The organism is Amycolatopsis dongchuanensis, assembly GCF_039542405.1.
Lineage (GTDB): Bacteria > Actinomycetota > Actinomycetes > Mycobacteriales > Pseudonocardiaceae > Amycolatopsis_E > Amycolatopsis_E sacchari.
On sequence record NZ_BAABIB010000022.1, the window covers coordinates 15150 to 27048 of the forward strand.

At 72.6% G+C, this 11899-nt stretch carries 9 protein-coding genes; 7 read left to right on the plus strand and 2 right to left on the minus strand.

Annotation, left to right across the window (positions count from 1 at the left end):
• Positions 1-8: 8 nt before the first annotated feature.
• The 7 genes from ABFX51_RS04890 to ABFX51_RS04920 all read left to right on the plus strand — a co-directional run bounded on the left by ABFX51_RS04890 (position 9) and on the right by ABFX51_RS04920 (position 8039).
• Complete coding sequence (locus ABFX51_RS04890) at positions 9-1217, plus strand: hydantoinase/oxoprolinase N-terminal domain-containing protein (RefSeq protein WP_091503549.1); 1209 nt, start codon at positions 9-11, stop codon at positions 1215-1217.
• The gene (locus tag ABFX51_RS04895; protein ID WP_091503548.1) at positions 1214-2314 is read left to right on the plus strand and encodes a DUF917 domain-containing protein; all 1101 of its coding nucleotides are present in this window, start codon (positions 1214-1216) and stop codon (positions 2312-2314) included. The genes ABFX51_RS04890 and ABFX51_RS04895 overlap by 4 nt, the downstream gene beginning before the upstream one ends.
• Positions 2311-3831, plus strand: coding sequence for a PucR family transcriptional regulator (locus tag ABFX51_RS04900; RefSeq protein WP_091503547.1), 1521 nt, complete (start codon positions 2311-2313; stop codon positions 3829-3831). Before ABFX51_RS04895 ends, ABFX51_RS04900 begins: the two co-directional genes overlap by 4 nt.
• A gap of 262 nt (positions 3832-4093) precedes the next feature.
• Positions 4094-6568: a sensor histidine kinase gene (locus tag ABFX51_RS04905; protein ID WP_245782815.1), complete on the plus strand. Its 2475-nt coding sequence runs from the start codon at positions 4094-4096 to the stop codon at positions 6566-6568.
• On the plus strand, positions 6568-6981 hold the full coding sequence (locus tag ABFX51_RS04910) for a roadblock/LC7 domain-containing protein (protein WP_091503545.1): 414 nt from the start codon (positions 6568-6570) through the stop codon (positions 6979-6981). Before ABFX51_RS04905 ends, ABFX51_RS04910 begins: the two co-directional genes overlap by 1 nt.
• Positions 6982-7003: 22 nt before the next feature.
• Positions 7004-7375, plus strand: a complete 372-nt coding sequence (locus ABFX51_RS04915; protein WP_091503544.1) for a DUF742 domain-containing protein — start codon at positions 7004-7006, stop codon at positions 7373-7375.
• Between the two features lie 103 nt (positions 7376-7478).
• Entirely contained in the window at positions 7479-8039 is a 561-nt protein-coding gene (locus ABFX51_RS04920; protein ID WP_281245143.1) for a GTP-binding protein, read from the plus strand.
• Here ABFX51_RS04920 and ABFX51_RS04925 read toward each other — a convergent pair.
• Together ABFX51_RS04925 and ABFX51_RS04930 are read right to left on the minus strand one after the other, a co-directional pair.
• Positions 8036-9712, minus strand: coding sequence for a hydantoinase B/oxoprolinase family protein (locus tag ABFX51_RS04925; protein WP_091503542.1), 1677 nt, complete (start codon positions 9710-9712; stop codon positions 8036-8038). The two genes, ABFX51_RS04920 and ABFX51_RS04925, sit on opposite strands and share 4 nt — an antisense overlap.
• Positions 9709-11754: a hydantoinase/oxoprolinase family protein gene (locus ABFX51_RS04930; protein WP_346052453.1), complete on the minus strand. Its 2046-nt coding sequence runs from the start codon at positions 11752-11754 to the stop codon at positions 9709-9711. Before ABFX51_RS04930 ends, ABFX51_RS04925 begins: the two co-directional genes overlap by 4 nt.
• Positions 11755-11899 lie beyond the last annotated feature (145 nt).

Sequence of the window (11899 nt, forward strand, 5' to 3'; positions counted from 1 at the left end):
TTGCGGCAATGGCGGTCAGGATCGGGGTGAGTCTCGGTCCTGGACGGTCGAGTGCGGTGACCGTCCAGGACGGCACTGTGCTGGGGCAGCTGGCCGGGAGCGACCCGGCCAAGCTGCTCGCCGAGGTCGCCCGCACCGGGTCCACGGGGCTGGTGATCGACGTGAGCAGGCTGCTGGCCGACCACGTGCTGCACCGGCACGAGGAGCTCTCCCCCGTGGCGATGATCCGCGTGCTGCCCCGCGCGGCGACGGACCCGGCGCTCGGGCGGCATCCCGACGACGTCGTCGAGCGCCTGGTCACCCGCCGCTACACCGTGCCCGGCGGGCATGACCTGTTCGGCCGTGAGCTGCGGCCGATCGACCGCGGCGCGCTGCGCGCGGTCTGCCAGGAGATCCAGGACAGCCCGGCGCGCGACATCGCCGTCGTCGCGTCGGGCTCCCCCGCCCAGCCCCGCCACGAGCGGGAGGTCGCCGACGCGCTCCAGGCCGCGATGCCCGACGCGCGGATCTCGGTGGCCTACGAGTTCGGCGGCCAGGGGCTCGCCGCCCGGGAAGCGACCGTCGTGCTCAACGCGGCCCTGTCCGGCGCGGGTGGCCGGATCCTCGACGCGTGCGAGCGAGGTGCCCGTGGAACCCCGTTCCAGATCGCCCGCGGCGACGGTGGCTGGGTGAGCCCGTCGCGGTTCCGGACGCTGCCCGTGCTCGGCATCGGCGCGGCCGACGCGCTGCAGCTGCAGGGCGCGGCGAGCCTCGCGGGCGCGGAGGACTGCCGGGTGCTGCTCGACCGCGTGCCCGAGCCGATGGTCGGGGACGTCCGCAACGGGCTGGCCGCGGTGCGCCCGCAGACCGTCGCCGAGCTGGGCACGGTCCTCGTCGTGCCGACGGCGGCGCTCACCAGGGCGGGGGCGTCCCGCGCGAGCGACATCGCGCTGGTGAAGGCCGAGCGCCCCGCCGACGAGCTGACGTGCGTGGGCGCCGCGGTGAGCAGGCCGATGGCGTGGCTGGACGAGATCGCGTTCATCGAGTCCACCGCCGAGCTGGAGGGCATCCGCCGCGACGCGCACGCCCGCGCGACCGCGATCGCCACCGCCAACGGGGCCACCCCGGGCAGCGCGGACGTGGTGGAGATGTCGACCGTGGCCGTGCCCTACAGCCCGTCGGGCACCGTCCGGGTGCGGGTCAGGGTCGCGGGGGTGGCCGAGGAGCCGGGAGCATGACCACGCGTTACGTCGGCGCCGCCACGACGATCACCGCGGACGACGTCACGGCGCTCTACGAAGGCGCCAAGTTCTACTCCCCCGCCGTCGCGCCCGAGAAGACCACGCTGCAGTCGTGGACGGCGGACCTGCTGGAGCGCAACGGTCCCGTCACGCTGGTGCGGCCGGACTCGATCGCTCCCGAGACCCGCTGCGCGGCCATCTGCGTGATCGGCTCCGGCGCGGCGCTAGCGGACCTGCCGCCCTCGGGCGACGAGTTCGCGCTCGCCGTGCGCGAGCTGGAACGGCTCACCCGGCGCCGGTTCGAGGCGGTGTACCCGCTCGCGGCGGCCACGGTGAGCGCGCTGGCCCCGCTGGCCGCGGCCTCGCAGCTGGACGTGCCGCTGATCGACGCCGACGGCATGGGCCGCACGTTCGCCCTGATCCACCACACGGCCATGCACCTGGCGGGGCTGTCCCCGACGCCGCTGGTGATCCGCGGCGCGACCGGGGAGAACGTCGCGATCACCGTGCCGGACGCGGCCCGCGCCGACACCCTCCTGCGGTCCAATGTGGACGTCGTCGGCGGCTGGGCGGCGCTGGCCGCCTACCCCACGACGGCGGGCGAGCTGCGCCGGGCCGCGCTCACCGGCACCGTGTCCCGCCTGGTCAACGTCGGCCGCCTGCTGCTGGAGTCCGGCGACCCCGACGTGCTGGTGGCGCGCCTGGCCGCCGTCACCGGCTGCCGCCGGATCGGCCGCGGCCGGATCGTGGAGCTGGAGCACCTGAGCAGGCCCACCGACGTGACGATCCCGGCGCACCCGTCGACGGTGGTGGTCGACGAGCTGGGCGGGCAGGGCAGGCAGCTGCGGCTGGAGCTGCGCAGCGAGGTGGTCGCGGTGTTCGCAGACGGCGCGCTCGCCGCCGCGGCCCCCGACCTGATCTGCCTCGTCGACGTGCTGCACGGCGAACTGTCCAGTCTGGACAGCCTGGAGCCCGGCGACCTGGTGGACGTGCTCGTGATGCCCGCCGACGCGGTCTGGTACTCCCCCGAGGGGCTGGCGATGGTCGGGCCGGCCTCGCACGGCATCCCGCTGACCCATCCGAGGCGCCGATGAGCGGCAAGGCACCACTGGCTCCCCTCGTCCTCGCCGAGCTGCTGCGGGTCGACCCGCTCGCGCGCGCGGCGGCCGTCCACCTGCCCGATCCGGCCCGCGCCGTGCACGAGGTGGTGCTGGCCCAGACCTTCGACCGGCTGCACCGCGCCGCGCCGCACTCGCTGGTGGTGCTGCACGACGACGCCGCGACCGGCGGCTGGGCGCTGGCGGCCGCGCTGCACGCGGGCTGGGAGCGCAACGTCTCCGCGGTCGTCGTCCCGAAGACGGCGATGAGCGCGTCCAGCGCCGTGCTCGCCGACCGGCTGGGGATCGCCCTGCTCGCGACTGAGGACGACCCGGTGGACGTCGCGCTCGCGCTGGCGGGCCAGGTCTCCGCTCCGCAGGCGGCCCGCGCGCAGCGGGTGGCGGTGTGCGCGGAACGGCTCGCCGGGCAGTCGAGCATCCGCGGGGTGCTGGGGGTGCTCAACAGCGAGCTGGCGCCCGTGCCGGTGGCGCTGCTGATCGGTGGCGCACTCGCCGCCGGGCGCGCCGCGGGTGCGGAGGAGCGGGCGGACGCCACGGCCGTGCGGGTCGAGATCAACGCCGCCGGTCACCCGTGGGCGGAGCTGGTGGCGTCGGTGCCCGCGAAGAGCGCGGGCGCGGCGGGGCACGTCGAATCGCTGCTGCGCCTGGCGCGGCTGCCGCTGCTGGCGGTGTGGGCGCAGACCCGGATGAACAGCTCCGCGCAGGCCGCGCAGGAGCAGGCCGCGTTCGGGCTGCTGCGGCGGCTGGCCACCGAACCACCCGCGTCGGTGACCCCGGCCGCCGACGTGGCCGTGCCGTCCTGGACCGGCGAGCTGGGCTGGCGCGTCGAGGGGCGCAACCGCGCGGTGTGGCTGTCGCCGCTGCACGGCGGCACACCGGCGGAGGAGCTGACGCAGCTGGTCAGGGCGGCGTGGCAGCGGCACCGGCCGGACTGGCCGCTGATCGCCGACTCCGACGGCTGGCTGTCGTGGCAGAACTCCCCCGAGGACGCCGAGGACGACACGGCCGCCCTGCGCCGCGCGCTCGGCACGATGACCCGCACCGCGGCGAGCCACGGCCTCGTGCTCGGCGTCGGCGGGGCGCATCCCGGTGTTCCCGGGCTGATGCGGTCGGTCACCGAAGCGCGGCTGGCCGCCCACGTGGCCGGGGACGGCGGCCCGGGTTCGGTCCAGTGGTTCGACCAGGTGGGTGCCAGGGCGGCGCTGGCGTGGCTCCCGCGCGGGCAGATCGCGGAGGTCGCCGACCTCTGCCTGGCCGACCTGATGGGCGCCCGCGACCGCGAGGCGCTGGTGGACACCGTGCTGGCCGTGCTCGACTGCGGTGGTTCGCTCAGCCAGGCGTCGGCCCGGCTGGGGGTGCACCGCAACACCGTGCTGTCCCGCGTGGCGAGGGCGAAGGAACTGGGCCTGGTGTTCGACGATCCCGCCCGCAGGCTTGCCCTGCACGTGTTGTGCTACTCGCTGGCGTCACTCTGGGTACCCGGCCGGGTTTGAACGCGGTTCCCCCTGCACGAGGGGGCTTTTCCCCGGCGGTATGCTGCACAGCGCGCAGGTCTCTCGAAGGGGATTCGGACAGTCGGCGGCGATGTCAAGTTACACAGAGGAATGATCCGAAACGTGAAGTTGACTCACAGTTGCTGTCACGATTAACCTGCGCAGGCGCTGGAGACGCCACCGGGCCGACCCGGCGCCACATGTCAACTGGGTGCGGGGGCCCTGGCCAGTTACAACGAGTGCGGGAAGGCCCTCAGGAGCCTTGAAGAAGAACTTCGGACCACGCAAGGGACGTGCTTCGATCCGGACGAGGGTGTTGTCGATCGCCTTCGTGCCCAGCATCGCGCTGCTGGTGGCCGGCGTCGCACTCGCAGGATATCTGCTGTACTCCGCGATCTCGGCGCGGTCGTTCATCACGAAGGTGCACGACTCGTCGCCGATCGCCGTGCAGTTCTTCGCCGCGGTCCAGCAGGAGCGCCAGCTCACGCTGACCGAGCTGGCGACGAACGGGTCCGTGCGGCCCCAGCTGGAGCAGGTCAGGGCGAAGACGGACAGCACCGGCGCCGGGCAGGGCCAGAACCTGGCCGGCCTCTACGACCAGGCACCGCCGCGCGTCCAGGCGAGCATCAACCAGACCGCCGCGAACCTCGCGCAGCTGCCCGAGTTCCGCGCGAAGGTGGACGCGGGCCAGGTCTCCCTGCTCGACGCCTACACCTTCTACAACCGGATCCTCGACACCTACACCGACGGCCTGCTCGGCGTCGCCGAGGGGACGCCGGACGCGAAGACCGCGTACCTGCGGGCCACCGCGATGCCGCTGTTCGTGGCGGCCGACCAGATGGCGCGCAGCGTCGCGCTCGCCTCGGGCGGGATCGCCAACGGCGGTCTGTCCGACGACGAGTTCAACGCCTTCATCGCGACCGTCGGCGCCTACCACGCCGGCTTCGACAACGCGGTGCCCGAGATGATCCCGTCGGTCGCGCAGCAGTACAACGCGCTGAAGGCGAGCCCCGCCTGGTCGACCGTGACGGCCGTCGAGGCCTCGATCATCGGCGGCAACCACCGGACCCTGCCCGCCGGCATCACGCCGCAGCAGTGGCAGGCGGCCACCACCCAGGTCGCCGGCGCGCTGATGAACCTCTACATCCAGCAGAGCACCAACGCCACCAACGTCGAGATCGACACCGGTAACCGGGACCTGGTCACGGCGATCGCGGCCGGTGCGGCGGCGATCATCCTCGCGCTCATCGTCACGGTCATCGCGTGGCGCCTGTCGACCAGGCTCGTCCGCCGCCTCCACCGGCTGCGCGAGGAGACGCTGGAGATGGCCGACACCCGGCTGCCGGAGCTCGTCGGCCGGGTCCGCAACGGCGAGGACGTCGACCTCGACACCGAGATGTCGCTGCTCGACCACGGCGAGGACGAGATCGGGCAGGTCGCCGACGCGTTCAACAAGGCGCAGCAGACCGCCGTCGCCGCCGCCGTGGACGAGGCCAAGACCCGCGAGGGCACCAGCAAGGTGTTCCTCAACATCGCGCACCGCAGCCAGGTGCTCGTGCACCGGCAGCTCAAGGCGCTGGACGAGGCCGAGCGCAAGCAGGAGGACCCCGACCAGCTGGACCTGCTGTTCAAGCTGGACCACCTGTCCACCCGCGCCCGCCGCAACGCCGAGAACCTGATCATCCTCGGCGGCGAGCGGCCGGGCCGCCAGTGGCGCAACCCGGTCGCGCTGGCCGACCTGATCCGCGGCGCCACCGCCGAGACCGAGGACTACGCCCGCGTCAACGTGGGCAAGATGCCCGCGGTCGCGGTCAACGGGCCGGTGGTCGCCGACCTGATCCACCTGCTGGCGGAGCTGATCGACAACGCCACGTCGTTCTCGCCGCCGCAGTCGCGCGTCGAGGTGTGGGGTGACGTCGTCGGCCGCGGCGTGGTGCTGGAGATCGAGGACCAGGGCCTCGGCATGGAGGCCGAGCAGATCGACGAGCTGAACTCGATGCTCGCCGACCCGCCGGACTTCAGCATGATGGCGCTGTCGGCCGAGCCCCGGCTCGGCCTGTTCGTGGTGGCGCGGCTGGCGTCGCGGCACGGCATCGCGGTGACGCTGCGGCCCTCGGCCTACGGCGGCACGCGCGCGATCGTGCTGGTCCGTTCCGAGCTGCTCACGCCGGTGCAGCTGGCCGACGAGCCCGAGCCGTCCGCCGTGTCCGCCCCGGTGCCCCCGCAGGCGCAGGCGGCGAACCACCCGAGCCTGCCGGTGCGCCGCCCGCAGGCGGTGCCCTCGGCCGAGGAGACCGCGCGGCACAACGGCACGCTGGGCGCGCCCGCCGCGGAGAGCACCCAGCGGGTGGACCTGTTCCGCCCGGCGCGGGAGCAGCAGCCCCCGGCACAGCCGCAGCGCGAGCCGCAGCACCAGGCCCGCCAGCCCCAGCACCAGGCCCGTTCGCCGCAGCCGAGCAGGCCGTCCCAGGACACCAGGACGTCCCGTGACACCCGGTCCTCGCAGCCGCCGGGCCCGCTGTCACCGGACCGTCCCCAGCTGCCCCGCCGCCGGCGCCAGCAGAACCTGGCTCCGCAGTTGCGCACCGACGAGGTGACCTACGAGGAACCCACGTCGTACGAGCCGAGGGAGGACCCCGACCAGGCTCGCAGCAGGCTCGCCTCGTTCCAGCAGGGGACGCGGCGGGCCCGCAGCACCGACCCAGCCGCCACCGATTTCTTTGGAGAGCACAGATGATGGCCAATCCGGGCTTGAACGAACTGGACTGGTTGCTCGACGATCTGCTCCAGCAGGTCGCCGGAGCCGACCGGGCCGTGGTGCTGTCCGCTGACGGGTTGCTCATCGGCCGGTCGTCCAACCTGACCGAGGAGGACGGGGAGCACCTCTCCGCCGTCGCCTCGGCGTTCCAGAGCCTCGCCAAGGGCACCGGCAGGCACTTCGGCGGTGGCCAGGTGCGGCAGACCGTGGTGGAGATGGACCACGCGTTCCTCTTCGTGACCGCGGCGGGGTACGGGGCCTGCCTGGCCCTGCTCACCAGCGAGGAGGCCGACATGGGCCTCGTCGCCTACGCGATGAACATGATGGTCAAGCGCGTCGGGGCGGTGCTCAGCTCCGCTCCGCGCGTGGAACACGCCGGTGGCCCGGCGTGAACCGAGAGCCTGACACGACGCCATGACAGCCGAGGAAGAGGCGTGGTTCGATGACGCCGCCGGACCGCTGGTCCGGCCCTACACGGTCACCGGCGGCCGGACCCGGACCGACACGATCGGGCTGGATCTGCTGACGCTCGTGGTCGCGGTGACCTCGATCATGGACGCGGCGCACCTGCCGCAGGAGTACGCCCGCGTCGTGCGCCTGTGCCAGCAGCCGATGTCGGTGGCCGAGGTCGCCGCGTACCTCGAGCTGCCGCTGCCGGTCGTGAAGGTGCTGCTGGCGGACCTGATCGAGCAGAACCACGTGATCTTCCGCAGCGCGACCCCGATGACGGCGGCCCCCGACGAACGCATCCTCCAGGCGGTGCTCGATGGCATCCGCAGACTCTGATAGGGCGGCAAGCACAGTGGACTCCCCCGTTCGAGGACAGCTCTCGAACCCCGGCGCCCGGCCGGGCGTCCCGCAGTACCGGCGCAACCTCAACGCGCTCACCCTGAAGCTGCTCATCGCAGGCGGTTTCGGCGTCGGCAAGACGACGATGGTGGGCTCGGTCAGCGAGGTGCCGCCGCTGCGCACCGAGGAGGCGCTCACCGCGGCCTCGGCCACGGTCGACGACCTGACCGGGGTCGAGCGCAAGACGACCACCACGGTCGCGCTCGACTTCGGCCGCATCACGATCAACCCCGAGCTGATCCTGTACCTGTTCGGCACCCCGGGGCAGGACCGGTTCTGGTTCATGTGGGACGAGCTGGCCATCGGCGCGCTGGGCGCGGTGGTGCTGGCCGACACCCGCCGCCTGGAAAGCTGTTTCCCGGCGGTGGACTTCTTCGAGCGGCGGCAGATCCCGTTCGTCGTGGGCGTCAACTGCTTCGACGACGCGTACCGCTACGGCACCGAAGAGGTCCGGGACGCCCTCGAACTCGACGAGAGCGTCCCGGTCCTCCTCTGCGACGCGCGGGACAAGGAGTCGACCAAGCAGGTGCTCGTCACGTTGATCGAGCACGTCATGGCCACCCAGCGCAATCTCGCGGGTACCTTGCCGCGGTTGTCCTAGCCGCCGATCCCGTAGCGGCTCATCGCCGTCTCCGGGGTGATGTTGCGGTCGGCGACGTCGGCGCGGACGTCGTCGGCGGAGCGTTCCACCGGGTCGCCGTAGCCGCCGCCACCGCCGGTCGCACAGCGGATCACGTCGCCCTTGCGGATGGTCGCGCCGTTGACCTTCAGCATCCGGCGCTCGTCCGGCCGCCCGGGGTTGATCACGACCTCGGGCCCGACCGCGTCCTCACCGCCGAACAGGCCCCACGCCGGCTGCCGCGACCGCTCGAACCACAGCGACAGCGAGCAGTCGGTCTGGGCCTCGTACTCCCGGACCACGCCGTTGCCGCCGCGCCACCTGCCCGCGCCACCCGAGTCGGGGCGGATGCGGTACTCGGTGATGCGGAACGGGTACCGCGTCTCCAGCACCTCGATGGGGATGTCCTTCAGTGAACCGTTGACGTTGTTGATGAGAGCGCTTTCCCCGTCGGACCCCGACCACGCGCCCCAGCCGCCGACGGTGGCCTCCAGGCTGACGAACTCCCTGCCGTAGCGGGGGTCCGTGCCCGAGGTCAGCACGATCATCGAGTCGCCGTGGCTGGCTCCCGCGACCCGGTCGGGCATCGCGGGCGCCAGCGCGCGGGCCACCATGTCGATCAGCAGGCCGAGGTGCGAGAAGTACCACTGGCACGCCGCGGGCGCGGTCGCCCCGAGCACGGAACCCTCGCGCACCTGCGTGGTCATCGTGCGGAACGAGCCGCCGTTGCCCGGCAGGTCGGGGCTCACCAGCAGCTTGTAGCCCACGCGCAACGCCGAAACCGCTTGGGCCACACCACAGTTGACCGGGCCGGTGGTCTGGTCCGCGGACTCGGTGACGTCGAAGTCGATCGTGTCGCCGGCGACGGTGACCTTGAGCCGGATCGGGATCGGCGCGTCCAGGTCGACGCCGTCGTTGTCCAGCACGCCTTCCGCCGCGTACACGCCGTCCGGGATGGCCGCGATCGTCTCGCGCTCCAGCAGCTCGGTCTGGCGGAAGATCTCGTCCCGCGCCGCCTCCAGCGTGTCCAGCCCGAACCGCTCGACGATCTCCTGCAGCCGCTTCTCCCCCATCGTGATGCACGCGATCATGGCGTGCATGTCCCCGGTGGTCGGGTAGGGGAACCGGACGTTGCGCGCGATGGTGTCCATCAGCGCGGCCTCGTCCTTGCCGCCCGAGACGAGCTTCTGCGGGCCGAGCCGCAGGCCCTCCTGGAAGATCGACACGGAGTCCATCGACCCGCCGGGGTCCTTGGACCCGACGTCGATCCAGTGCGCCCGCGAAGCCGTGAACCCGACGAGCGTGTCGCCGACGAACACCGGCCCGAAGATCGTCACGTCGTTGAGGTGGGTGCCGCCGAGGTAGCTGTCGTTGAGGATCCAGACGTCGCCCGGCTGCCACACGTCGCGGCCGAACTGCTCCTCGGTCGCGCGGGTGCAGGTCTCCAGGTTGCCGAGGAAGATCGGCAGGCCCGCGGACTGCCCCAGCACCTGGTGGTCGGCGTCGAGCAGCGCGACGACGCAGTCGCCGCATTCGTAGATGATGGGCGTGTAGGCCGAGCGGATGAGGGTCGCGTTCATGTCGTCGGCGGCCGAGGTCAGCGCGTTGCGGATGATCTCGACCGTGACCGGGTCGACGGTCGTGGCTGCGGTCACTGGCTCTCCTTGCTGCGGATGATGAGCGAACCGATCTCGTCGACGGAGACCGAGTACTGCGGCGGGACGACGGTGGTCGCGGTGTCCTCGACGATGACGCCGGGGCCGTCGAACGTGTGGCCGGTGAGCAGGTCGTCGCGGCGCACCACGATCGCGTCGCACGGCCGGCCGCCGAACACGACCTGCCGGACCTCGTGCGGGAACTCCGGGGACTCCGCGTGCGGCCACTTCTGCGGCTCGGGGCGGCCCAGGTCGCCGAACGCGGCGGTGCGCACGGTGACGAACTCGATGGGGGCGCCCAGGTTCGCGTGCCCGTACCGGCTGTGGTGCATCTCGGCGAACCGCTCGGCCATGACCTTCAGGAAGTCCGGAGTGGACGGTTCGGCCGCGTCGGCGATGGGCACCGTCAGCGTGTATTCCTGTGCCTCGTAACGGATGTCGACCGAGTGCGCGACCGAACGCTGCCCGTCGGGCACGCCCTCCTCGCCCAGCGTCGCCAGCGCCTGCTCCTCCAAGCGCGTGAGCACCGCGGTGAGGTCGGCACCGTCGAGGTCGGCGTCGAGGAAGAAGTACGGCTCGGTGAAGTCCTTGCGGATGCGGGTCTGCAGCATGCCCCAGGCGGAGAACGCGCCGGGGAAGCGCGGCACGATCGTCTCGGCGATGCCCAGTTCGCGGGCGAGGAACACCGCGTGCATGGGGCCCGCGCCGCCGAACGCGACGAGGCTGGAGTCCCGCGGCTCGATGCCCCGCGACACCGTGATGGTGCGGATCGCCTGCGCCATCTTGGAGTTCGCCACGTCGCAGATGCCCTCGGCCATCGCGACCGCGTCGAGCCCGAAGGTCTCGCCGAGCTCGCCGACGGCTTTTCGGGCGCCGGCCGTGTCGAGCGTCATCTGCCCGCCCGCGAAACCCTCGGGGTCGATGCGGCCGAGCACGAGGTTGGCGTCGGTCACGGTCGGCTCGGTGCCACCGCGGCCGTAGCAGACCGGCCCCGGCCGGGCGCCCGCCGAGCGCGGCCCGACCCGCAGCCCGCCGGCCTCGACCCAGGCGACGGACCCGCCGCCGGCGCCGACGGTGTGGATGTTGACGACGCTCATCAGCATCGGCAGGCCTTCGAGCTGGGCCTCGGCCGAGGTGTCGGGCTCGCCGTCCACGATGAGCGAGACGTCGAACGAGGTGCCGCCCATGTCGACGCCGATGAGGTTCGGCCTGCCGCTGACGCGGGAGAGCTCGGCACACGCGATCGCGCCGCCGACCGGGCCGGACAGCAGGGTCTGCAGCGGCCGGGCTCGTGCCGAGTCGGCGGTGAGGATGCCGCCGGAGGACTGCATGACGTGCAGCGGGACGGCGAGGCCGCCCTCGCGCAGGCGGACTTCGAGGTTGCTGAGGTAGCGGCGGACGATGGGACCGGTGTAGCTCTCGACGACCGCCGAGGAGGTGCGCTCGTACTCGCGCCACTCCTTGGCCGCCTCGTGCGACAGCGAGACGGTGAAGTCCTCGCCCAGCTCCTCCAGCAGGATCTCGCGGGCGCGCAGTTCGTGGGCGGGGTTGGCGTAGCTGAACAGGAACGCGACGGCGATGGCGCCGTGGCCGCGTTCCTTCGCCGTGGCCGCCGCGGCCCGCACGGCGTCCTCGTCCAGCGGGGTCAGCTCGCTGCCGTCCGGCGCGATGCGGCCGCCGATGCCGAGCACGTCGCGCCGGGGCACGAGCGGTTCGGGCTTGCGGTAGTGCAGGTCGTACAGCCGGGTCCGGGGACCGCGGGCGATGTGGTAGGTGTCCTCGACCCCGGCGGTGCCCAGCAGCAGCACCGGCACGCCGCGGCGTTCGAGGAACGCGTTGAGGCCCTGGGTGGTGCCGTGCACCAGGAACCCGATGTCCCCGGGCGTTTCGACGACGGAACCGAGCCCGGCGAGCACCCCTTCGCTCAGGTCGTCCGGGGTGGTCGAGGCCTTGGTCGCCGCGAACACCCCGGCCTCGTCGTCGTAGGTGACCACATCGGTGAAGGTGCCACCGATGTCCATCGACACGCGGTACCGCGCCATGACGAACTCCAATCCAGCAGACGTGCCTGGAAAGCTAGAAGTCCGCACGGCGGCGGCGGTGTGCTCACCGCACCCGTGAGCGCCCGCTCACTATGCGCGGCGCACGAGCGGGGGCGGGAGGTGCCGGGCGGCCACCGGCGGCGGG

What these genes read in the sequence shown, in the direction of transcription:
- ABFX51_RS04890 (WP_091503549.1), top strand. Translation starts at nt 9, where the DNA reads ATGGCGGTCAGGATCGGGGTGAGTCTCGGTCCTGGACGGTCGAGTGCG.
- ABFX51_RS04895 (WP_091503548.1), top strand. Translation starts at nt 1,214, where the DNA reads ATGACCACGCGTTACGTCGGCGCCGCCACGACGATCACCGCGGACGAC.
- ABFX51_RS04900 (WP_091503547.1), top strand. Translation starts at nt 2,311, where the DNA reads ATGAGCGGCAAGGCACCACTGGCTCCCCTCGTCCTCGCCGAGCTGCTG.
- ABFX51_RS04910 (WP_091503545.1), top strand. Translation starts at nt 6,568, where the DNA reads ATGGCCAATCCGGGCTTGAACGAACTGGACTGGTTGCTCGACGATCTG.
- ABFX51_RS04915 (WP_091503544.1), top strand. Translation starts at nt 7,004, where the DNA reads ATGACAGCCGAGGAAGAGGCGTGGTTCGATGACGCCGCCGGACCGCTG.
- ABFX51_RS04930 (WP_346052453.1), bottom strand. Translation starts at nt 11,754, where the DNA reads ATGGCGCGGTACCGCGTGTCGATGGACATCGGTGGCACCTTCACCGAT.